Annotated in this window: 21 protein-coding genes and 1 tRNA gene; 10 read left to right on the forward strand and 12 right to left on the reverse strand. The window is 45.6% G+C overall.

From position 1 onward, the window contains the following. Positions 1 to 52: 52 nt before the first annotated feature. Positions 53 to 1,105: a lactonase family protein gene (locus tag HFE01_RS19765; RefSeq protein ID WP_019685963.1), complete on the forward strand. Its 1,053-nt coding sequence runs from the start codon at positions 53 to 55 to the stop codon at positions 1,103 to 1,105. A 126-nt stretch (positions 1,106 to 1,231) separates the two neighbouring features. Here the strand turns inward: HFE01_RS19765 and HFE01_RS19770 are convergent, their stop codons facing one another. After that, positions 1,232 to 2,188 (reverse strand): ArsR/SmtB family transcription factor, encoded by a 957-nt coding sequence (locus HFE01_RS19770; RefSeq protein ID WP_016819441.1) that lies wholly within the window; start codon positions 2,186 to 2,188, stop codon positions 1,232 to 1,234. A 274-nt stretch (positions 2,189 to 2,462) separates the two neighbouring features. Then, the gene (locus HFE01_RS19775) at positions 2,463 to 3,431 is read right to left on the reverse strand and encodes a hypothetical protein (protein ID WP_019685964.1); all 969 of its coding nucleotides are present in this window, start codon (positions 3,429 to 3,431) and stop codon (positions 2,463 to 2,465) included. A gap of 143 nt (positions 3,432 to 3,574) precedes the next feature. On the opposite strand from HFE01_RS19775, the gene HFE01_RS19780 reads away from it, so the two are divergent. The 3 genes from HFE01_RS19780 (at position 3,575) to HFE01_RS19790 (ending at position 6,447) form a co-directional block, all read left to right on the forward strand. Continuing rightward, a complete protein-coding gene (locus HFE01_RS19780) occupies positions 3,575 to 4,048 on the forward strand; it encodes a GNAT family N-acetyltransferase (protein ID WP_019685965.1) in 474 nt (157 codons plus the stop codon). An 85-nt stretch (positions 4,049 to 4,133) separates the two neighbouring features. Then, a complete protein-coding gene (locus HFE01_RS19785) occupies positions 4,134 to 4,766 on the forward strand; it encodes an NAD(P)-dependent oxidoreductase (RefSeq protein WP_016819444.1) in 633 nt (210 codons plus the stop codon). A gap of 34 nt (positions 4,767 to 4,800) precedes the next feature. Further along, complete coding sequence (locus HFE01_RS19790; RefSeq protein ID WP_167438628.1) at positions 4,801 to 6,447, forward strand: NAD(P)H-hydrate dehydratase; 1,647 nt, start codon at positions 4,801 to 4,803, stop codon at positions 6,445 to 6,447. On the opposite strand, the gene HFE01_RS19795 is transcribed toward HFE01_RS19790, so the two are convergent. After that, positions 6,431 to 6,925, reverse strand: a complete 495-nt coding sequence (locus HFE01_RS19795; RefSeq protein WP_019685967.1) for a hypothetical protein — start codon at positions 6,923 to 6,925, stop codon at positions 6,431 to 6,433. The two genes, HFE01_RS19790 and HFE01_RS19795, sit on opposite strands and share 17 nt — an antisense overlap. Before the next feature lie 170 nt (positions 6,926 to 7,095). Between HFE01_RS19795 and HFE01_RS19800 the strand changes: the two genes are divergently transcribed. Beyond that, positions 7,096 to 7,932 carry an HAD hydrolase-like protein gene (locus tag HFE01_RS19800; protein WP_113050477.1) on the forward strand — a complete coding sequence of 279 codons (837 nt, stop codon included), beginning with the start codon at positions 7,096 to 7,098 and terminating at the stop codon, positions 7,930 to 7,932. 227 nt (positions 7,933 to 8,159) lie between these two features. On the opposite strand, the gene HFE01_RS19805 is transcribed toward HFE01_RS19800, so the two are convergent. The 3 genes from HFE01_RS19805 to HFE01_RS19815 form a co-directional block, all read right to left on the reverse strand. Continuing rightward, on the reverse strand, positions 8,160 to 9,914 hold the full coding sequence (locus HFE01_RS19805; protein WP_167438627.1) for a methyl-accepting chemotaxis protein: 1,755 nt from the start codon (positions 9,912 to 9,914) through the stop codon (positions 8,160 to 8,162). Between the two features lie 171 nt (positions 9,915 to 10,085). Beyond that, entirely contained in the window at positions 10,086 to 11,117 is a 1,032-nt protein-coding gene (locus HFE01_RS19810; protein ID WP_019685970.1) for a ribonucleotide-diphosphate reductase subunit beta, read from the reverse strand. Between the two features lie 20 nt (positions 11,118 to 11,137). Continuing rightward, the gene (locus HFE01_RS19815; protein WP_016819450.1) at positions 11,138 to 13,471 is read right to left on the reverse strand and encodes a ribonucleoside-diphosphate reductase subunit alpha; all 2,334 of its coding nucleotides are present in this window, start codon (positions 13,469 to 13,471) and stop codon (positions 11,138 to 11,140) included. 521 nt (positions 13,472 to 13,992) lie between these two features. Here HFE01_RS19815 and HFE01_RS19820 point away from each other — a divergent pair. The 4 genes from HFE01_RS19820 to HFE01_RS19835 all read left to right on the forward strand — a co-directional run bounded on the left by HFE01_RS19820 (position 13,993) and on the right by HFE01_RS19835 (position 15,780). After that, positions 13,993 to 14,340 (forward strand): MTH1187 family thiamine-binding protein, encoded by a 348-nt coding sequence (locus HFE01_RS19820; protein ID WP_016819451.1) that lies wholly within the window; start codon positions 13,993 to 13,995, stop codon positions 14,338 to 14,340. Between the two features lie 73 nt (positions 14,341 to 14,413). Beyond that, positions 14,414 to 14,485, forward strand: a tRNA-Thr gene (locus HFE01_RS19825). Positions 14,486 to 14,678: 193 nt separating this feature from the next. After that, complete coding sequence (locus tag HFE01_RS19830; protein WP_019685972.1) at positions 14,679 to 14,894, forward strand: hypothetical protein; 216 nt, start codon at positions 14,679 to 14,681, stop codon at positions 14,892 to 14,894. A 178-nt stretch (positions 14,895 to 15,072) separates the two neighbouring features. Continuing rightward, complete coding sequence (locus HFE01_RS19835; RefSeq protein WP_019685973.1) at positions 15,073 to 15,780, forward strand: DUF421 domain-containing protein; 708 nt, start codon at positions 15,073 to 15,075, stop codon at positions 15,778 to 15,780. A 20-nt stretch (positions 15,781 to 15,800) separates the two neighbouring features. On the opposite strand, the gene HFE01_RS19840 is transcribed toward HFE01_RS19835, so the two are convergent. Further along, positions 15,801 to 16,244: a ferritin-like domain-containing protein gene (locus HFE01_RS19840; RefSeq protein WP_044788291.1), complete on the reverse strand. Its 444-nt coding sequence runs from the start codon at positions 16,242 to 16,244 to the stop codon at positions 15,801 to 15,803. Between the two features lie 372 nt (positions 16,245 to 16,616). Here HFE01_RS19840 and HFE01_RS19845 point away from each other — a divergent pair, with 372 nt between their 5' ends. After that, on the forward strand, positions 16,617 to 18,035 hold the full coding sequence (locus HFE01_RS19845; RefSeq protein ID WP_107734767.1) for a helix-turn-helix transcriptional regulator: 1,419 nt from the start codon (positions 16,617 to 16,619) through the stop codon (positions 18,033 to 18,035). 565 nt (positions 18,036 to 18,600) lie between these two features. Here the strand turns inward: HFE01_RS19845 and HFE01_RS19850 are convergent. The 5 genes from HFE01_RS19850 to HFE01_RS19875 form a co-directional block, all read right to left on the reverse strand. Further along, on the reverse strand, positions 18,601 to 18,948 hold the full coding sequence (locus HFE01_RS19850; RefSeq protein ID WP_019685981.1) for a winged helix-turn-helix transcriptional regulator: 348 nt from the start codon (positions 18,946 to 18,948) through the stop codon (positions 18,601 to 18,603). Positions 18,949 to 19,108: 160 nt separating this feature from the next. After that, the gene (locus tag HFE01_RS19855; protein ID WP_167438626.1) at positions 19,109 to 19,855 is read right to left on the reverse strand and encodes an SDR family NAD(P)-dependent oxidoreductase; all 747 of its coding nucleotides are present in this window, start codon (positions 19,853 to 19,855) and stop codon (positions 19,109 to 19,111) included. A 175-nt stretch (positions 19,856 to 20,030) separates the two neighbouring features. After that, on the reverse strand, positions 20,031 to 20,429 hold the full coding sequence (locus HFE01_RS19860) for an HAD-IA family hydrolase (protein ID WP_243208225.1): 399 nt from the start codon (positions 20,427 to 20,429) through the stop codon (positions 20,031 to 20,033). A gap of 606 nt (positions 20,430 to 21,035) precedes the next feature. Next, a complete protein-coding gene (locus HFE01_RS19870) occupies positions 21,036 to 21,461 on the reverse strand; it encodes a MaoC family dehydratase (RefSeq protein WP_107734769.1) in 426 nt (141 codons plus the stop codon). An 850-nt stretch (positions 21,462 to 22,311) separates the two neighbouring features. After that, positions 22,312 to 23,409: a GerAB/ArcD/ProY family transporter gene (locus tag HFE01_RS19875; protein WP_107734770.1), complete on the reverse strand. Its 1,098-nt coding sequence runs from the start codon at positions 23,407 to 23,409 to the stop codon at positions 22,312 to 22,314. Positions 23,410 to 23,423: the final 14 nt, after the last annotated feature.

Here is a 23,423-nt window from a genome sequence, read left to right on the forward strand (position 1 = left end):
ACTTAAAAGTCGGATAACTTGTGAGTAATACGCTAAAAGGAGCTGAGATCGGATGGAAGAGCTGAATGAGCAGTTGTTTTATATAGGAACTTATGCGTCTCGTGAGGAAAGAGGAATTTATATAGGCTCTTTGCATACGGACAATGGTGATTTGCGTATGGTTGGAGGTGTGGAAGGAATCGAGAGACCTTCTTTTCTGGCACTGCATCCGAATGGGGCGAAGTTGTATGCTGCCAGTGAAACAGACCAAGGCGAACTGTACACATATCAGGTGAACACCCAGACGGGGGAATTGCATCCTTTGGATCGAAAAGGAACGGAGGGAGCACATACTTGCTATGTATCCGTAACAACAGATGGACGATATGTGCTGGCTTCTAACTATTCTGGGGGCAATGCCGTTGTATTCCCTGCAACAGAAGCTGGAGGGTTGGGAGACATGTCGGGGCAGGTTCAGCATACGGGGTCAGGGATTCGCCAGGACCGCCAGGATGCGCCACATCCACACTCGATTATTCCTGATCCTTCAGGACAGTATGCTATGGTATGTGATCTGGGGCTGGATCAGATTATAGGTTATCGTTTGACAGAGGATGGGAAATTGGTAACCCACCGTGAGACAGATTTGCCACCTGGTTCCGGCCCACGTCATCTGGTTTTTCATCCCTCGGGTCGATATGCCTTTGTCGCCAATGAATTGAATAATACCGTCGCTGTGTTTGGTTATAACGAACGTAATGGTAAGCTTACCTTGCTGCAAAGTCTGTCCACACTGCCAGAAGGCATTATCGATGTAGAAAATACAGCAGCGGATATTCGGATTACACCCTGTGGACGTTTTCTGTATGTATCCAATCGAGGACATGACAGCATCGTACTCTACCATGTCGATGTAGACAATGGTAAGCTGAAGACGATTGAATGGGTCGAGAGTTTCGGCAGTACGCCGCGTAACTTCAACATCTTGTCTGGTTATTTGCTAGTGGCGAATCAGGAGGGAAACAACATTGTATCCTTTACTATCCATGAGGATGATGGACGGCTGACCCGAACGGGATATGTATTGGAGGTTCCTTCACCGGTATGTATTGAACCTGTACGTTAATTACACAGCGCATGGCAAAAAAGGGTCGAAGGACCAGTAAAAGAGGATAAAGTAAAACACGGCGCTTTGTCTCCCAAGAAAGGCATGGGCAAAACGCCGTGTTCAGGTTTTGAAGGAGTCTAATGATTACTTGCTGCTCTCGCCAGCTTCTACCGTTGCTGTTTTGGTATGGTTTTCCGCAGGTTTGTAGTACAAACGGAACAGGATATCCTGGTTATAGTTACCGAATCCAGTACCGAACAGGGTTACCCCTCCAATATGCTGAGCATCATCCAAAATAGCGATACGGAATTTCCATTGCTTCTGGTCAATCAGCACGTCGCTTAGAGTCACATCGGATATCTGCTTGCCATCCATAAAGGTGCCTTCAGACGTAACGCGAAGTCTCTTAAGTAGGCCATACTGATTGATAAAATCAGGCCACCATGAAGGTGTATATTTACCACGATTATCCCCAAAATCCCCTGGACTGGTCCAAGTGCCTAAATTCACATCATTTAGGAAAAACGTGATGTCTGAAGGCCAATTATCATTGGTAAATGGGGCTTCTGATGATAATTCCATTGAAATTTCCAGTTCCTCAGCTTTTTGACTGGACAATAGGAAATTCGGCACTTTATAATCCATATACCCTTGGCTAAACCACAGAATTTTGGAATTGAAGCGCTCAGGGTCCAAGAACGAACGAGGCTCATCAAATTCTCCGATAATCTTTTCGACGGTGGCTAGACCGCAGGTGGACTGAATCTCAAAATCTGTAAAGTGTCCGACGGAAATCTCCGTCTGATGAAATTGCCGTACATCCTGCTGATAGCGTGGCATGGCGATTTCAATTTTGTCCGTAGCCAATGAGCATACTTTCTGAACCCCGCCTCGTCCGGGCAGCATTTTAGTCGAAATAATGGATGCTCTTTCCAGTTTCTTGACATGCATTGTCATAATCGCACTACTGAGTCCCAGCGCTTCCGCTAGCTCACGTATATTCATCGGTTTCTCCGCAAGCAGAACAATCATATTCAGCCGAACCTCACTGGCCAGCGCTTCATAAACGGGAAGTGATTTTTCAGAAATGTCCAGTTGCATAATTCCTCCAATTCTAACGCACATCATAAATTGATGGTAGTTTAACATATATGGATTTTTTTCAATATTCATACATATAAAACGATATGATTTACATTTATATAAACAATATACCCTTTCCTTGATCGCTGGCACAAGCCTAACCCGGCAAAAAGCCAAAAATTGTTCAAAAAACAGGACACCCCATGAACTCTTTCTTTGTGTGTTGGGATGTCCTGTGATGGTATGTGATTTGCGGGATGTATACGGGATCTATTTCAGGCGCACCTGGTGTTTAGGACCGCATATGTTCATCAGCCACAGAAGAATCAGCGGTTGTATCTTTGTCAGTTGTGTGTAATTCCTGGTGCTGCGAACCATCGGACTTCATCAAGCCGGGATGACCCACATAAGGACGATCACTTCGCGAGCGGCCTCGGGTAAGTCGGAAGCCAATCAAGAACAGCACAAGCTGTACAGTCAGTATGTAGGGAGATGCTTCTGGCCCGAGCCACTGAAACAGGGCGACAACGGCGATGACCATGCACAACAGACTTGTTGGGAAATGGGATGCCGTCACGTCCAGATCATTTTGTCTACGCAGGGTCATCAGCCGATAGACATACAGCAAGGCGATTAAGCCAGAAACGAACCTTATCCATGCATACCCTATAAGCCATGAGGCAGATTGTGTGGTGTCGGGTAGACTAACATCGACATGACTGTAGGTTATCAGTTCTATAACCAATCTTGAGATTAACCAGACCATTCCCGCCAGCGCCAGCGGACCGGCCGCTGGGCGCAATAGTTTCCATAATGCTGTTCCCCAGCCTGGAGCATGGGATTCCAGTAGAACAAGTCGTCGTTCCTCGATCAGTTTGTTCATTTCACGCTCCAGTGATTTGAGAAGCAATTCCCGGCGGAATGGATCACATTCCCGAAGGGATGCTTGAACCTGCTCTTGAAGGTGAGGGGTCAAATAGGGGGCGGCCTTAGCCTCCTGAAGAGCATGGATTAGTCCATTCTGGTGCTGCTGCTTTTCACTGTTGTTGATCGCGTTCTGGGTAGCCGTTTGGAGATAACCAGCTAACCGGCCATAGATACGCAGTGATTCCTGTAATTCTTCGAGCCGCTGCTGACGCGAATTGCGAAGCTGGGCTGCACTGTGAACATACAGCCATACCAATAAGGATAACGCCAGCAGGAAGGCGATCAGACCGGGTGAGATATATGCGGCTAATGCCGCGAAGTCCGTCGGGGACACCCGCAATCCCTCCTTCCATTGTTCTTTCTACACTATTGCACAGACCACACAGGCATTTCAAGGGCTTGTATATCTCTAAACCAAGAACTATGAAGTATTTTTTGGTAAAATAGACAAGATTACAGCAGGAAGGAAGATTCGGCATGAATAAAAAAATTGAATTTGCAACAGAACATCATGAGACATCGAATCAACCGTACGAGCTGCTTCGCGTAGATTACGCCATTCCAGCCGTCGAGGAATATCGGGCTTTACGCAAGGAGGCTGGTTTATCGCAAATTACGGAAGAAGCGGCAGCTAAGGGCCTGCCGAACAGCCTATTTGCTGTAACGCTACGTCTTGGACAGGAATTGATCGGGATGGGCCGGGTGAGCGGTGATGGCGGTGTGTTTTTTCTGGTTACGGATATTGCAGTCAAGCCTTCCCATCAGGGGAAGGGCTATGGGCGTAAGCTTATGGAAGAGATTATGGAGTATTTGAGACGGGAGGTTCCGGCGGGCAGCTTTGCAACGCTGATTGCGGATAAGCCAGCCGACCGGTTATATGCGCAGTTCGGCTTCCAACTGGTCAGTCCGGGGTCAGAAGGGATGTACTGGCGCCAGCCGGGGGGACTGTAAGCTGAAATCCTGTACGAGTTTGAGCTGGTTATAAAACGGATAATTAACAGTAAGAAAATTATAGATAGGAAGAAGGCAACTTAATATGAAAGTAATTATTTTTGGAGCGACAGGAACAATTGGCAAAGCGTTAGTAAAGGAAGCGATCAAGCGTAAGTATGAGGTGACGGCGGCAGTGCGCGATCCGCAACGAGTGACGGAGCAAAGTGAATATTTGACGGTGGTTCAGGCGGATATTCTAAACCCGAATTCCGTTACAGAGGTAGCCAAAGGGCACGATGCTATCATTAGCGCCTATGGTCCCAAGTTTGGAGCTGAGGAGGAACTGCTCGAAGCAACTCGTTCTTTACTGGAAGGAACACGGCGTTCCGGCGCGGAGCGCATACTTGTCGTTGGCGGAGCGGGCAGTCTGAAAACAGAATCCGGTGAGCGTCTCATGGATACCGCTGAGTTTCCGGAGGAAGTGAAGCCGCTGGCGGCTGCGCACGCTGATGCCCTGGAGCTGTACCGTGCTGCGGATGTAGACTGGACCTATTGCAGTCCTGCCGGAATTATTGAACCAGGTAAACGTACAGGACAGTTCCGTATTGGCTTGGATCATTTGGTAGTTGATGAATTAGGTCATAGTCGCATCTCTGTCGAGGATTATGCGGTAGCCCTGATTGATGAGTTAGTAGAAGGGGAATTTGTCAATTCCCGCTTTACAGTCGGATATTAATCAACAGGGATGGCTATATGGGAGGCGAAAAAGCATGTATATGGTGACCGCCGAACAAATGCGGCAACTGGATCGGTACACGATTGACAAGCTGGGAATCCCGGCCCTGATCTTGATGGAAAATGCCGGGCGAGCAGTAGCTGACGAGGTACTGAAGCTTTGTGCGGAGAGACGTGGAACAAGCGATGGCATAAATGAGGTCACACACACAGGACCGGGGGATGTACCAGGACATGGCGGTGTTATACGGACGGATTCATCGAGCGGTGGGCAATATGACGTACGTGAACGAGCACACTGGTATATCCTCGTAGGTAAAGGCAACAACGGCGGTGACGGACTGGTGGCAGCCCGCCATCTGACCGATGCAGGTCTGCGCGTCACCGTTGTGTATGCCGAGCCGCCTGCAACGCTGCGCGGTGAAGCGGCTGCCCAGCGCGATATCATCGCGGCGCTGGATATCCCGGTTATCCTCTATGGTCGGGATAACCTCGACCTGCGCGGTGCCTCTGGGATCGTCGATGCCCTGCTGGGCACAGGCACGCAAGGTCCACCGCGCGAACCTTACGCCTCGCTGATTTGCGAGGCTAATGCCAGCGGCGCGCCGATCGTGTCGGTAGACGTGCCTAGCGGACTCGACGCCGACACAGGTGCGCTGCACGAGCCGTGCATTCATGCGCGTGTCACCGTATGCCTTGCCTACTTGAAGTGTGGGCTCGCCCAATATCCGGGCGCCGGAAACGCTGGTGATGTGGTGGTACGCTACATCGGTATCCCGCCCGGCCTTGCCCGTGAGCGTGGCGTGCAGCTGCGGCTCCTGACCAGCGATACGCTGCGTGACGCGCTGGACGTGGACGTCAGCCGCAGCCGTGTGCCGGACGGGCACAAGGGCACCTACGGCCACGTTCTGGTCGCAGGCGGGAGCCTGCGCATGAGCGGTGCGGGCCTGCTGGCCGCACGTGCCGCCTTGCGCATCGGCAGCGGGCTTGTGACGTGGGCGGTGCCAGAAGCGCTGTTGCCACGCGTCATTGGCGCCGCACCAGAGCTGATGCTCGCTGCCGCAGCAACAGGCAGCGACGGCGAATGGAACGCCGACTCCGCAGATGAGCTGCTACAGCTCGCGCAGGCGCGCGATGTGCTGGCCGTCGGGCCTGGCCTCGGCCGCTTCGCAGGGGACACTGGCTGGCTGCGCCGCCTGTGGGAGGAATACAGCGGTCCGCTCGTGCTTGATGCGGACGCCTTGAACATCCTCGCCTCGGCGGGGCCTGAGCTGGATGCCTGGAAGTCGAGAGATGCGGCAATCGTGTTAACGCCGCATCCCGGTGAAATGGCACGTCTGCTGGGCATATCGACAGCGGAGGTGCAGCGTGACCGTATCACCCATGCCCGGGAGTACGCCCGGACACATGGAGTCACGCTGGTGCTCAAGGGAGCACGCACGGTCATTGCGTGTCCCGACGGAGCGACCTACGTCAATACAACAGGCCACGCCGGGATGGCGACAGGCGGTGCGGGCGATGTGCTGACAGGCATCATCGCAGGGGTGTTGGCCCAAGGCTTGAACGCTTCACAGGCAGCAGCCTTTGGCGTGTATCTGCATGGTGCGGCTGGAGAAACGGCCGCGCGCCATCGCCAGCATCCCGCCTCAGTGGTAGCTGGCGACATCATTGAAGCCCTATAATCCATAGCAGCAGTGGCAGGAGGAAGGCCAGCATGATCTGTACTCCATATTCACGGTTCAGCCAGTGCCTTCCCCCATAATAGAGCAGTGTAATCCCTGCACCTGCCATGCCGTTGCTCCACGAGATGCCCGTTCCAGCAGGCGACATCAAAGATCCTAGCAGAAGAAAGACACTGAACCCTACGGCAAGATATAGCGTGAACTGCTCAGGCTTGCGAAGCCAGGGCAAAAGATCACGTAGTGCATCAGCGGCAAGAGCCGCCGGAAGGGCAAAGCCATAGGCCCATAACTGCGCGGTCAGTTCACCGCTATTGCCTGCTATACTCACAGGCAATCCCGTTATTTCCTCTGTCAGATAGCAGTAGACCCATAACAGACCAAAAACCAATCCTCCACAGGCAAGCTTATTCAGAGCATAACAACCAAGCTCCATCCGCCAAGGCATTTTAGAATTAAATTCATTCCAAGGCTGTCTCATATTGCGACTCCCTCCTCATTTCAATCGGTAAATAAAAACCATTCAAGGAATTTATTCTCAATTACAATCCGCTTACCGTTTGCGACATTTAAGTTTACGTTAGCTGTGTATCATGTTCCTAAGCAAAATAAAGATTGCGGATAGCCGCGGTACGGAAAGGCGGGGATTGCATGATACAGGCGGTTATTTTTAATCTGGAAAGTACATTGTTAGACCCCGGAGGTCGGGGCTTAATCCAGGGAATGTGCGATATCTTTAGATGGAAGGGTATACAGGTAACTGAAGAGCAGGTATCTCATGGACGAGGACTGCCCATCCGGGATCATATTGCGAATGTGCTCGGACTTTCAGAGGTTCGTAGAAAATGGTTGGAGTGCTTTGGTGCGCATCCTGGCAGAGTGGATATTGAGCATATTTATCTTGAGCTTGTCCCTGTTCTTCGCTCTTTGATCCAAGGGGCTGAGACTGCTGTCGGTATAGATAGGGCGTTGCAGGAGCTTCAAGATCGCCGCATTCAGTCAGGCGCTACTGCATCCTGCCCGATGGAAATGCTGAGTCATGTATTCACGCCTGCACAGTCACCCTATACGCTGGATTGTATGGTAGCCCCATGTGAAGTTTCGCAGGGGAGGCCTTATCCGTGGATGATCTATGAAATTGCACATCGCCTGCAGGTATTCCCGCTTAGCGATATTGTCAAGGTAGGAGACACAGCAGCCGATATGCAAGAAGGACGGAATGCCGGCGTTTGGACGATTGGTGTGTTGAACCATAACGAGAGTGCTTTGGCCGCGAACCACACTACAAGCTGTGAAGTGGACGATAGGGTAGCCGAGGAACGACGCAGACAAAGTATATATGGTTTGAAAAGGGCAGGGGCCCACATCGTGATGAACTCGGTCGCTGACTTGCCGCGTATTTTGCGTGAAATTGAAATGCTCCAGCATACGGGAGGCTATCCTTCTTATATGAAGCCAATGAAAACAGTTGCGATTCCCCCATCGTGAGCATAACGGCTATAACTCTTAAGTGCTTAAATTGACCTTTAGGTTATATATGTATGCATCTACCTGGATAAAGGTGTACTCAGCTCGGCTTTCTAACCTCAAAAGGAGCATTCGCTAAGTTAGCGAATGCTCCTTTTGAGTGTACTCCTTTTCGTCTGTAAAATGACCCGTAAGATGGACACTTTCAATCAAGTGTCCATCTTACGGGTCACAGTTCACCGAAATCATTACTGGTCGGAATTTTTCACCCGGAACTGATCAGCATGACGCTGTAGATTGTTGGAGAGTGTGGTCAGATTACGGGCTACTTCGGATAGTTCTTTTACTGCTAGGGCCTGCTTCTGTGCGCTTGCGGATACATCTTCTGTCATTCCGGCAGTTTGCTGCGCCGCGCTGGCTGTGTGCTTCAGATGTTGATCTACGGTGTGACGTACCTCCTGCATTTCTGTAGTCAATTGGGCCAGATGTGCAGCCAGTTCCTCAACTTCCTCTGATACCTGGGTGACTTTATCAACAGACTGTAGACATAATGCAATTTGTTTTTCTTGTTCATTGACAGTGTTTATATTTTCATCAAATTGATCGCCCATTTGCTCAATTTGCTCGACAAAACTACTTAAGATTTCGTCAATTTCACGAATAGATATGGCAGATTGTTGGGCAAGTTGTCCCATTTCATGAGCTACGACAGAAAAACCTTTACCAGCTTCCCCTGCACGCGAAGCTTCAATCGAGGCATTAAAGGATAAAATCTGCGTCTGCTTTACGATGCCCTGTACCTGCTGTCCAATGTTAGCTGCTTCGCGGGACTTTTCAGTTAGCGCGTGTGACATACGCTGCATTTGCTTGATTCGCAGAGCGCTTTCTCGTCCCTTCTCCAATAGCAGTTCATGTTCACTGGCTACCTGATTACGGACTTCATTGAGATGGCGCGCCGTATCCGTAAATTGGTGCACATGGCTTCCGACTTCATCCAGCGTTTGTCCTAAGCGGTCAGATTGCTGAACCGACTCTATCGTCTGATCTGCTTGGTTTGTAGATACATCGGCAATTTGCTGGAGTGTGCGAGACAGTTCCTCAGTCTGATGGAGGGTTCCTTCTGATGTCACGACGATATTCTCGGATGCTTGCTGAAGCGTACTTGAGCTGCTTTGAATGTCCACAATCATATTGGACATGGCTTCTACCATCCGGTTCGTCAGGCCGCTGATTTCACCTAGCTGATCATACGTAACTTGCTGCGATGTAGCCGTAAGATTGCCGTCAGCTACTTGCTCCAGTGTATCTTTAATAAACCGTACTTGATGTAGTATTCGACGTGTTACCAGCATCATTACCGCAATGGAAATGATCAGAATGATGGAAACCACAGGGATAACTAGCCGGTAGGCCTCAGGCAGGGTTTTCTCGTACACTTCAGTTACAGAGGCAAGGGATCTGTCAATTCCTAGATAGCCTATGATGGTTCCATCTGTATCCTTAATGGGTGTAAAGGAAGAAAACATCGTTCCCCAATCAGGGTCCGTTGTGATATCTGTAGTGACCGTCTCCCCTTGTTTCAATCTATCTGCCGTTTCTTTACGGGTGAAACTAACAGGGCTTCCAAAAGGACTGTAGTCTTTGTCGTCCCAAGCAGCTCCGTCCACTGTAAGCTTCCACTCATCGCCAACACGATTGTACATATACATATACAGGACTCCGCTTTGCAGCCTGAGCGTATTTAACTCGTTCCGAAGTTTTTTATACTCATTGCTCTGCTCGGATGGATTCGTGTTTAAGCTTTTGACGGTTGATTTGTCCAGTAGCTTAGCCGTATTCACCGCCAACGCTTCATTGTTTAGCTGCATGGTTGATAGAGAAGCATTCTGAATAGATAGTTTGGTCGTCCACAGAATCATGACGCCAATCACAACTAAAGGAATGAGCAAGATGAAGTAGAGTTTGGTTTGTAATCCCATTCTTTTTTTGACTTTGCTTTTCATAATATGCTCCTTACTGTATTATTTCGCCTTCATATAATATCGTGTTCAAGTAGGAAAATATGAATAGTAATTAATATGTTTCATGAATTTTTTGCATATTTACGCAAGTTTCATCCCCATAGAAAAAAGCCTTAGCTCAGCAATACCGAGTTAAGGCTTGTAGCTTATGATTTACAAATCGTCAAATCCATTGTCATCTCCGACCTTGCCATAATTGCGTGATTTTGCTTCAAAAAAGTCCGTTTTTGTTGCATTCAGCGCTTCATCGGAAAATGGCTTGATCCAAGGCATACAGTTTACATCTACCCCTTCGTATGCTTTGTCCATACCCAGAAGTCTTAGGCGCATGTTTGCCATGTATTTGATATAATCGCTCAGCTCGTTCAAGTCAATGCCGCGAACCTCTTTGAGCGTGTAATGCGCCCAATTCGTTTCCAGTTCCACAGCGCGGTTGATCATACGATAGACATAGTCCGTATTTTCCTTGGTATCCAACTCAGGGAAATCAGCCAAAAGCTGCTTGAACACTTCGGCAAAGAAGTAGCAATGCTGATTTTCGTCGCGCTGAATATACGAGATCATCTGGCTGGTGGCCATCATTTTTTGGTCACGGGCCAAATTGTAAAAGAAAGCAAATGTACTGTAAAAGAATATGCCTTCCAGAATCAAATCCGCTACCATGGCTTGGAAAAAGGTTTGCGGGTTCTGCTCATCGCGGAACTCTTGATAAATGTCCGAGATGAATGTGTTACGCTCCAGCAGGACAGGATCATTTTTCCAGTATTCAAAAATTTCCTTCTGCTCCTGCTCTGATACCAGGGAAGACAGCACGTAAGAGTAGGACTGGTTATGCACGACTTCCTGTTGTCCGATAATGGCCGAAATAGCTTCCAGCGAGGAATCGGTAAAATATCGTTTTACATCTCCGACAAACATGGTTTGCATGGAATCCAGCACAGCCAGCAGGCCGATATTAATTTTGAATGTGCGCTGTTCTTCGGCATCCAGCATAGGGAACTGGGACGCATCCTTGGACATCGGAATTTCATCCGGAATCCAGTGGTTTAGCAGCAGCACCTTATATAGTTTGTACATATGCGGCATCCGAATATCGTTCCAGTTCAGGATACCGGAGTTTTCGCCTTCAATAATACGGGTAGAGCGGTTAGGCGCTTCCGTGTTAAAAATCTTTTGTAACTGCATGAGAGCCTCTCTCCTTTAGTTTAGGATGCGCAGCTTTCGCATTCTTCAATCGTCAGTGCGCGGCTGCGTACATAATAGGTCGACTTCATACCCGATTTCCAGGCATGAATATGCAGCGCTAAAAATTCGGTAGCTTTAATATCTGGGCGTACATACAGATTAAAGCTTTGACCTTGGTCAATATGACGCTGACGTGCAGAAGCCATGTTGATCGAAGCGTGTTGATCCAGCAAGAAAGCTGTTTTGTAGTACCAGATGGTTTTTTCATTCAAATCTGGTGCAGGGTTAGCGATCTTGTAGGTTGTTTTCTCTTCATAGGAAAGCAACTCATACAGTGGATCAATACTAGCGGTAGAGCCTGCGATAATGGACGTAGAACCGTTAGGCGCAATGGCGAACAGCCATGCGTTACGGACACCGTTTTGTTGGACTTCTTCCGCAAGCTCGCTCCACTCGGACGTAGTGACGAATTTGCCTTCACGTGTACCGTCTGTATAGCCACGGGAAGTGAAATAATGCCCGGTCGACCAGTCAGAACCCTCGAATTTGGCATAACGGCCTTTTTCTTTCGCCAGCTCCATGCTGGATTTTACGGCCAGGTAGTTAATTTTTTCATACAAATGATCATTATAGGTTACCGCTTCATCGGACTCCCAGCGGATGCCCTCAAGTGCGAGCAGATGATGCAGCCCAAATGTACCCAAGCCGACTGCACGATATTGGCTGTTTGTGTATTGTGCTTGCAGCACCTCAATGTTGTTGATATCAATAACATTATCCAGCATACGTACCTGAATCGGTACGAGACGATCTAGCACACCTGCCGGAACGGCACGAGCCAGATGGATGGAGTTCAGGTTGCACACAACAAAGTCGCCAGGAATTTTGGAGATAACAATGCGTGTTTGTCCGTCCTTGGTGACCAATTCTTCTTTTTCTACTACCGTTGCAGATTGATTTTGCATAATTTCCGTACACAGGTTGGAGGAATACACCATACCATGGGCGCGGTTTGGATTAGCACGGTTTACTGTATCACGGTAGAACATGTACGGCGTACCTGTTTCCAGCTGCGATTTCATCAGACGCTTCATGATGTCAATGGCAGGGACCGTAATACGGGAAAGAATCGGATGCTGTGATGCCTCCTCATACTTCTCGCGGAAGGAGCCTGAACCGAAGGCTTCATCATAAAAATCCTCCAGTCCCAGTGGACGACCCTTGTCATCCTTCCAGCCCATCACCTTCTTCACTTCATGCGGACAGAACAGATTCCATTCGCCCCGTGCTTCGACCCGCTCCATGAACAGATCGGGCAGACATACGCCGTGGAACACGTCATGTGCACGCATCCGCTCGTCACCGTTGTTCAGCTTCAGGTCCAGGAACGCCAGAATGTCTTTGTGGAATACGTCCAAGTAAACGGCGATTGCACCTTTGCGTGTACCCAACTGGTCTACGCTAACAGCTGTATTGTTTAGCTGGCGAATCCAAGGGATAACGCCAGAGCTTGTATTTTTATGTCCACGGATATCGGAGCCGCGCGCACGCACTTTACCGAGGTATACGCCGATACCGCCACCCATTTTGCTAAGACGGGCTACATCGGTATTGGAATCGAAAATACCTTCCAATGAGTCGTCTACGGTGTCGATAAAGCAACTCGAGAGCTGTCCGGCTACCTTTTTTCCGGCATTGGACATGGTTGGTGTAGCTGCCGTCATGTACATGTTGCTCATCGCCCAGTATGCTTCCTTGACCAGCTCCATACGCTTGTCGGCCGGCTCTTGATGCATCAGGTACATTGCGATAATCATGTAGCGTTCTTGTGGAAGCTCCATTACGCGTCCGTCAAAATCATTGGCCAAATAGCGCTCAGACAGCGTCAACAGTCCAATATAGTCGAACAGCAGGTCATTCTGCGGCATTATGGAATCGCCGAGCTCATCAATCTGCTCCTTGGTGTAGCAGTCAAGCAGTTCCTGACGGTAGATTCCTTTTTGCACTAGATCGGTGATCAGTGGATAAAAAGCGCCGTAAGGTTCGTCTGCATAGGATTTGTAACGGCGGTGAGTAGCCGCTTTTTTATATAGGGAAGTGAGCAAAGCACGCGCAGCGGCAAATTTCCAGTCCGGTTCTTCCTTGCTAACCAGTTCTAGAGCAGCCATTGCAAATGCGTTGCTAATCTCATCTCCAGTGACTTCGTCCCGGCGGAGCTTACTAGTTACACCGCGAATGAGTCGATCTTTATCCAGCTTGTCCAGCCCGCTGAGTACACGGTCAGCATATACGGATATACGTATTTCATCAAAAGCCAACTGGCGATTGTTTGGTTTGGTTACGAGTTGTGGCATAGGATTAATTCCTCGCTTTCTTGATTTGGAATTCATACTTAGGGAATAGGCATGAAAATGATCTGAGAAAAGAAACTGGTGAAAAAAGCGATGGTCAGACAGCATTTTGGGGCTGTATGTAATCCAATAACATAGAAATAGCGATGCGCCTGCCAATGAAGGAAAAAAGATGGTTTCCGTAGGAATCATCGGCTACATCACTATATTTAGAGGTGTTATGAATATTTAACCCAACATATTGTGTATATAAACTTAAAATTTCAAATAAGTGCAAGGAGTATTATAGCAACATTCGAAGCCATACGTAAAGGAAAAGGAATGGAAAATCAAAATATGCAGAGAAGTCGCGGGCTGTATTTGAATTGAGACGGAGTGAACGGTACAATAAATGATAAAGATGTTTCCTACTAAAATAAGCCGTATACATATGGAACTTTTTTGAAGAACAAGGTTGCTTTATCGACTGAGTTTTTAGAATTTTAAAAAAGATGATTTTTTCAATTTAAAGGAGGAACTTGGTGATGGCCATTGCAGAAGTGACAGTAATCCCGATTGGAACGGGGAGTACGAGCCTGAGCGACTACGTTGCTCAAATGCAAAAAGTGTTGAAGACGCAAAAGGGAATTACCTATGAACTTACCTCTATGAGTACGATTATTGAAGGTTCGTTGGACGATGTGTTCACCGCTATTGCTGCGCTACACGAAGCGCCATTCCTAGCAGGAGCCAAACGCGTTTCCACCTCAGTCAAAATTGATGATCGCCGTGACAAGCCTTCCTCCAGTCGCCAAAAGCTGCGATCCGTCGCAGATAAGCTATCCGGAACCACGGCAGGGAATGTTACAGAATTAAATCCAAATCTTAGTTGATAAAGTTGATGTAAGTGATTGATTTTTATGTAACTAAGAGTATAATAGTTTTTGTTGTCAGTCACACTGACCTGCTGGTGTAGCTCAGGGGTAGAGCAACGCACTCGTAATGCGTAGGCCGGGGGTTCAATTCCCTTCACCAGCATTCTATAAAACTCAAGCACAGCGCGGCTTCCAAGCTTTTTGGAGGCTGCGCTTTTTTGTGATTTTGGACAATCTTCTACCATTTTTCTACCCTTTAGTATAGTAAAGTAGATTCTTCAGTGCTAATGCTCTCTCCTGTAATTGAATCGCCAATGTTTTTTAACACTGCTTCTTGGAGATTCAGGCGTTGTATAGTGACAGACTGGAAACGTAAATTGTCCAGCCATAAGTTCTGGGCGTTACTGACCGCATTGATCACGAGCTTGCTTACTGCTTTTGGAGAAAACAATGCCACAGTTATTCAAGTGACCGGCGTTATTGGTGCTTTCGGTGCAGTAATTGCTTACATTCTGGCTGAGGCTTATGTAGGTGGTAAGTCGGCAGAAACGTCAGCCACTGACGATCTGTAAATCTACAAGTGTTTGGAAATACGAAATACCCTGCTGGTATAGTGCCCGTGAGGGTGTTTTGATAGGATTAGCAGTTCCAAAGCCATTTATAAATTAAGTCAATAGGTATATTACTCTAGTATAGCGGGGAGTCTATATACTAATTATCTACAATTTTTAAACAAGGAGGGCTTTTTGCGTGGACCATCTCATTATTTTAATCAGAAGTTTTTCAGCATTTTTTATCCTAATGATAATTGGGAGAATATTAGGAAAGCAAACCCTTTCCAATATGAACTTCCATGAATTCGTAACGGCGGTTATATTAGGAGCTATGGCTGCTAACTTTGCATTTAACGAAAAAATAGAAGTTATCCACCTATTAATAGCGCTGTCCGTTTTTACAATTACTTCTTATGTTTTAGCCAAGATTTTTTTGAAATTCAGAAACTTTAAGATGTGGACAGAAGGAACCCCCACCGTTCTCATCGAAGGAGGGCTCATTCTCGAAGATAACTTAAAAAAAAATAATATGACATTGGATTCTTTAAACCAGCAGCTTCGCGAGAAAGATATTTTTAATATAGAAGAAGTGGAGTACGCCCTACTTGAGATTAACGGAAAACTATCTGCCCAAAAGAAAAAGGAACTGCAAGCCGTGACATTAAAAGATTTGCAGTTGAATGCAGGCAATACCTCACAGTTCCCAATTGAGCTTATAATCGACGGACAGCTTTTGCATGGCAATTTAGACTCCAACCATATTTCCGAATCCTGGATGAACTCCCAACTCAAAGCACGCGGCAAAAAGTTAGAGGACGTATTCTACGCCGTTAAAGGCAGCAACGGCCAGCTCTATGTGGATGAATATAAGGATAAAATCCAGCAACCAATTGATGTGGAATAGTATTAACTTTTGGTCAAAAGTTACTTGAGATTCAACGTAATCAGATAATTGTATTTGGCAGCGTGCTTAAGCTCATCCAAGATGATACCGTACACCGTGTCCTTATAGATGCCAGTAGGCAATCCAAACCAGATGTTGCGGTATCGTTCTACCGCACCTAACTCTCCCATCAAGGCGCGCTGCAGACCTTCTGCATAGGAGTGCACTTTCTCATATTTCTCACTACTGATGCCTGTAATCTCCTGTCCTGTCAAAGCCCGATACATCTCTCTGAACATTTTGTTGTGGCCGCGTTCATCGTTACGGATGCTTTCAATAATAGCCACCTGCTCCTGTGAGGGAGCCAAATTGATCAATTCATCGTAGAACAACTCATCGTTACGCTCCCCTTGTACCGCTTCCTTTATCATTTGTACTGCTTTTGGAAATCCTGTGTTCCAGATCGGTACAAAATCGGCCCGCATATAATATGAATTTCCCCAGTAAGAAGGTACTTGATACAAGTTTATTCCCTCCCAATGCTAGTTTTTAGAAAGTATATGCGCATCTGCCCATGTCGGTTCCTAACATTAGGAAAATGATTGTTCCTCATACTCCTAATCGCCCTTTTCTTGTGAAGAAATGCTGGCGGCTATTTGACTTACCAACATACTGGGTTGATTATACTGATGGTAGCTAACACCGGGGAAGAATTTGTTTGTAGGAATGCTCTTATGACAAACGTAGTATTTCTACATAATTCGCAAAAAAAAGATATTGACAACTGGTTAATTGATGGGTAAAAATAGTAAATAATTATAAAATACTGGGATTTTTATGCGAAGGGTGGCTATGTCATGAAGCATACACCTACGATTCGAGCGGAATTAGATAGATATTTACAACAAGAGGGCATGAGTCTAACGCAGTTTGGGCATGTAGCAGGCATGAATAGGGGAATCGTAAGCGCCATTGTGACAGGGAATAAGTCCATGTCTGTTAACCAGCTTGATTTAATCACTGAGGCTATGGGCTTACCAGAAGGTCACTTTTATGATCTATTTATAGAAAACTACATCATCGATCATCCACCCAATATGAGGCGAATCGAGCCGCTTTTGTTTCGATGTGCGGAGTTGGACAAGCTGGAGGCGATCCGCCGAGTAGTGGGAGCTATCATGGATAATCTACTGTATTCGCCCAAGCTATTTGAAATTGCAGAGGAATTGTTGTCGCAGGGAAGACATGCGGCTGCATTGTTGCTGTATGAGGGGGTAGCTGAAGCGGAGAAATATCAACATTCTGAACGTTTGGCAGTCTGCCAATATCGTATATTCACGATTCAAGTTGGAGACGACCAAAGCCGCAACCACAAAGCAGCTATACTATTCGAGCCTTATGTCGAGCGCCTAGATGATTTAGAACAACTTGATGCGTTAAAGGATCTGGCTAATGTGTACAGGTCATTGCGTAAATGGGACAAGGTTGATGAAATAGCGAGGGTGATGAGAGCTAAGGCTGAAATCCAATACAATTGGAAACATCAACAGAAGAACCAAGAACGCAATGAGGCTGCTAAGAAATTAAGTCGTCCGATGTTCGTGTACATCACGTATGCCGACTTACTATGTGCGAGTGTCTGTGATGCCCGAGGCGATTACCAACAAGCTCTACAATATACATACGCCTATGCGGACTTGGATTGGGTTAGAGAGACTGATGATGATACCCTCTATTGGGTAGAAATGTATCAAGATTGGGCACGATGCAATATTTATGTAAATAAGCTCTTGTCTGGAGATGTCAGCGTGCTCTCAGATTATGTCGAATACATAGCCGAAACAGCAGATACCATGGAAGGTGAGAAACTTTCAAAGCTGTTAAACGTTATGATAGCTGCTAATCAATATAATTTGGATGTTGATGATGTACTTTCAAGGTTTAAAAAAGACATTGATGCCTTTACTCAACTCCCGACATCTACTGATATGTACAGCCAACAAGTAGTACCCGACTACATTGCATGGTTTGGTTACGAACTGGCCTACTATTATTTAAACAGAGAAAGGTACAGTGATGGTTTTAAACAATTGTTATTTGCAATGGTAAAGTCACATATAATAAATAATGAGACTTACTTTATAAATTGTATTGGCTTGTTTATGCGTTTCCAAGTCTATGCGACTCCTGAAATCAAAACAGAGTTCTCCAATCTAATTGAAAAGGTGTGGGTAGGTAATGTTGAGAAAAATAGGACTGTTAATTGTTGCGAGTAGCTTTTTAGTTTTCATGACTGTACCTGGTATCCAGATTCTTGTACAGGTTGGAGGTTCTTAAACGTCATTAAAAAGCTCTGCTAACCTTATGGTCGGCAGAGCTTTTTAGTTGAAAAATTGCTTACAGACGGACATTTAAGGCGGAACTGATATGAATCAACTTTAATTGTATGTTGAAAATAAAGTTTTGATAACTACAATAAAAGAAACAACGGTAGGCTAGGACGAGAAAATATGCCCTAGACTGTCGCTGCTTCATCTGTTTCATTGAACTAACGTTTCCCGTTAGCGTAATGGGTTCATTGTCATTAGCCTCAACCGCTTACCTGTTTGCTCAGACTCCTGGCAACAGCTGGGGCATGATGCTTTTGCCATAATCCAAGACGTACTTATTAATCTCTGAGACAAGTTTTGTGTCCTTAGTTTTGTAGTGCACCTTGTTAATTACGAAGTAACCTGTACTAGAATATTGCTCATCACTCGAAAACATCAACGTAAAACGATAAAACAAAAAGGCCGCTAAAATAGCGACTTCAAATGGGACTATGCTCTTGTCCCCCGACAGTTAATCCAGATACAAAATCTCAATCTCGCCCGGAGCGAAGGATTGCTCTGCGTAATTCCCCCCCCAATCACAAAGCGATCTCAAAATGGGTTCAAGTGATTGACCCAGTTCCGTCGTTGAATATTCCACCTTAGGCGGTACCTGATTGTACATCTTTCTGCGAATTAATCCGTCTGTTTCCAGTTCCCGAAGAGTTTGAATCAGCATCTTTTGCGATATATTATGAACGAGTCGCTTGAGCTCTCCCGTCCGTTTAGGTCCTTTTATTAAATAGTACAGAACAAGCCCCTTCCACTTTCCTCCGATAACCTCTAGTGTAACTTCCAGTTCACAGAAAAATGTTTTCATATCAATGCACCATCTCCCGATCTAAGAATATCCCCTTCATGTATCGCTTGATCCTTCAAGGATCACTGAAGGAAAAATTGAACGTTACATGGAGGGGATAATACAATCGCATTTAAGTTGATTTAAAAATCTTTGTCGTTTGAAAATTATTATGTCTTGGTTAAACTTGAGCTACTCCGCCATCTACGAATAATTCAACGCCGTTCATATAGCTGCTTTCATTAGAGGCTAGGAACATGACAGCATTGGAGATCTCTTCAACCTGCCCCACTCTGCCGAGCGGAATATCATTTTTTGCCTGTTCCAGTAAATGATCTAGTTCAGAGCCAAATAACTCATCGTACGCCGGCGTTACGATTGTTCCCGGACTAAGGATGTTTATACGAATTTCGGTCCCTCTCATATCAAGAATCCAGCTGCGGACCAGCTGTCTGATCGCTGCCTTGGATGCACCATAGATACTAAACGCTGGCATCCCCGTCGAGCCAGCAGTGGATCCCGTTAGAATAATCGAACCTCTTTTATTTGGAAACAAAGCTAATGCCTTTTGTACTGTAAAGATGGTTCCTTTCACGTTGACATCGAAAGTCTTGTAGTATTGTGCTTCTGTAATTTCTCCTAATGGAAGAAATGACCCTAGTCCGGCATTTGCAAAGAGAATGTCCAAGTGTCCCTTTTCTCGCTTAACTGTTTCGAATAATATATCTAGATCTTCCGATTTAGATATGTCACCTCGGACACCTGTAACATTCTTTCCGATCTGCTTTACTGCTTCATCCAGTTCACGTTGTCTGCGTCCCGTGATAAAAACGTAAGCCCCTTCTTTTACGAACTGTTGTGCCGACACGAGACCGATGCCGCTTGTACCTCCGGTTACAACTGCTACCTTCCCGTCAAATTTCCCCATTCTATTACACTCCTTTTATAATGATTTATATGGTATAGAATGCTCTGTCTGCTTCATGAACCTCCTATGAACGATAGTATGGGGGAAAAGTTACAAGAAAAACAGTACCCACTTTTTTGTGATATAGTCACCAAAAAGTGATAATTGAGGCGGCACAAGCGTTTGTTTTTACAGCCTAACAGATGGAAGTGAGCTCCATTAAGTTTGAGATTGTATATGTGCTTTTAATTTCTGCCGGACTTATTTGTCCGGTTCTGTTGACCCAACAGGTGTCAATGCCCGACTGAAGACCACCTTTGATATCCGTATTTAATGAATCTCCAATGACAAGTGCATCCTTTCTATTAAATTCTGAAATATGACTTATGACGTAATTGAAAAATTCTTCCTTCGGTTTTTGATAACCAATGCTTTGCGAATCAAAGATATCCTCGAAAAACTTATATAGCCCAGACTGCTTCAAGCGTTTGATTTGCGTGTGAGTGATACCATTCGTGATTACGAACATTCGATGGGTCTTTGATAAGCGAATGACAGACATCCATTGCGCCTTCCATAAGCAATTGGTTTCCATCTCCCAACAATTCTCTATACAAACCTTCCCATTCCAAGCCGACCACGATTTCCCCCATTCTCAACATTGTAAAAGAGGGCTCCAATTAATTACTCACCACATGATACCACGTATTTGAACTATCCTGCCCGTTAGCTTAACATCGGATGCCAGCTATTAAGGAACTAGAGATAAAGAAGGTGAAGGTGAAGCGCACAGAGGATATAAAAGTTAGGGTGCTTGCTTTAGAGCAAGATAACTATAGTGTAGGGACGGATAATTCCACAATACAGGATATCATTATCTGGAGGGGGGATCACAATCAAAAGAACATCATGCTTGCAGGGGACGAGAAGGGGACTTTAGAGAGCATTAGGGCGAACGTAATTCAATAATTACAGACTTTGGGGGTATGTGGGTACTAACGGGAACTGTACCGGAACGCACTCAATTATATATTAATTTAGTAAGAAAGGTGTTCCCCTTTTAATGAGAAGCACCTTTTCAAAATACTTTAAAACTTTTTGAATTTGTGGTCTTCCAAACCGTTTTTATCTAATCCGGAAGGTTCAGCAGTGATTCCTTTATCAAGTGTCTCCTCAACAAAGGATAGAACAGCCTTTCACTTTATTTATTAACTAAAGCAGACAATTCACCTTCAAAGACTTTCTCTTCTTTGTCATTAAAAGTGGTCAGCAAAACAGTAACTATTCCTGTTTCACTTCGTTTTTCCCTAAGCTCAGTCACCTCCACAATTGTATGTAATTCATCTTCCGGGTACACGGGTTTTATAAATCTGATATTGTTAAAAGCAGTTCCCGCAATGACATCGTCACCATAAATACCTGTTTCAACCCAAAGCTTAAAAGAAACTGCTAGCGTTTGGATTCCTGAGGCGATGATTCCATTAAATCTTCCTTGCATTGCTTTATCTTCGTCCAAGTGCATGTATTGCGGGTCGAACTCAGCTGCAAATCTCTTGATATTCTCTTTAGTTATCTTTATGGACTTGGTTTTAAATGTTTGTCCGACAAAAAAATCATTAAATTTCATAAATATACTCCTTTGCTGAGATTATGTGCTGGGTGGACTCCATTAAAATTTATGGCTTGATTATAACACTTGATAATAGTACTTAGTACTAATTATAAAAATATGCCCATTTTAAAAAAAACACTAGAATATATTGTAGCGACATCAGCGGCTAACGAAAACGAGAAGATATTAAATCTGCTCAATGTTATAATTGCCGCAAACCAATATAGCATAGATGTAGAAGATATACTCCTCGATTTGAAGCGGAGATTAATTCGTTTTCTGAACAGCCTTTATGATTATCGCGGCTAGCTTTTTGTTGTTTATTGTAACTGTGCCTAATCAAGCCTTTAACCACCACCATCGTATCCAGCCTCAAGTTACCGTTGGAGGAGCTTAAACGTAAGCACATCAAATCAAATCCCCGCTAACCTGAACTGGTCGGCGGGGATTTTTGTTGAACAATCTAAGGACAGTATGTTGTACAGTACCCCTTGTACAAATTTGCGATTCCCAGAAGTGGAAAATTTATGTGCGATTAAAAGCAATGCTGCATTACAGATAATACAAAATAAGCTGTCTGGTGCACTTCAATGATATGAAGGTCTTTTAGTTTTATTTTAGAACAGAAACAGCTACAATTATCGGCTGCTGTCTCCTTGTGCTTATTGAGCATCGTTTCCCGCAAGCCCAATAGTTGATGGTTATTTACCCGCTTATTAACCAAAGGGAAAAATAGGCAACTTCTCGAAGTCTGGTCTGTAGTGCACTGATATGCTTGACCTCTGGTATAGGCATGCATGTTTCTATTTCTACTGACCACTTTAACCGTTGCGGCAAATCAACATGTTCGTGACTACAGTAGCTGCTAATTATAAGCCCTTTTCTTCTTCTTCTGAATTAGCATGGTGAGGAAAAGGAGGACAGGCAGTACAATCTGAAAAATAGGCCAGACTCGAACCAAGGCTACATGAAGACCGAACCACAAAAATTCGGTTAACCTAGGGGATAGAAACGTTAGGCCGTATATGATGATGCTTAGCAACAGTAACGCAGGCTTATATCTAAAAGGGGTTATCGTTTGAAGTCCAATGACGGCACCAAACATAAAACCAGCCGTTTTGACTCCGATTCCAATAAATAGAATCATCGAAAACAGGACATCAGCTCTCTCAACAATTTTTGGTAGCTGAATTAGTTGTGTAACCTCAAATAAGGGGTAGGTACTTGATGCTGCCCATTCCGGACCTAAAACCAGGATTGTTAGTTCATTCATTACAATAAGGAACACAGCAGTGATCCAGTAAACAATGACGATCGACCGCTGTAATTTACGTTTATCCGTAACAATCTTGAACAGCACAAGAAAAAGAACTGTCTGCCCGAAGGGAAAAGACACGATCTCGGGAATGGCAGCCTTCACTATGGGAGTTAGACCATTCTCCAATACAGGAAACAAAAATTCAAAGTGAATGAGTCCTGTAAAAGGAGTAAGCAATAATAGAACGATATAACCAAAAGCCAACATGATAATAAATATATGACATAAAAGGAACCAGACCCTTGGGCCAAACCACACCACATCGGCACAGACAAGTAACGCTATAAACGTAATAACCTCGGTAGGGGTTCTGTTCAGCAAAGTCAATGCGCCGAGCTCACCAATGTCCCTAACACTCCTGGAAGCTTCATAAGCAAAGTAACAGATGAACAAAAGCCCACCCAGACTACCAACCCACTTTCCCCAATAATGGCATAAAAGCTCGTACAAATCCCGGTGTGGATCAAGTTTATGCATGGATAAATACATGATTAGCAGTACGAAGCCTGCAAGTGCACCGATCAGCATGGCTAGCCATGCATCCTGCTTGGCTTCAGCTCCCAATAGGAATAACGTTGTACTGCCTACCTGAAACAAGGAAAAGGCGATAGCTAACCCGGATACCTTGGTGACGGTTTTATTCATACTGTTTAAGCCCC

Source organism: Paenibacillus sp. EKM10P (assembly GCF_011800655.1).
GTDB lineage: Bacteria > Bacillota > Bacilli > Paenibacillales > Paenibacillaceae > Paenibacillus > Paenibacillus polymyxa.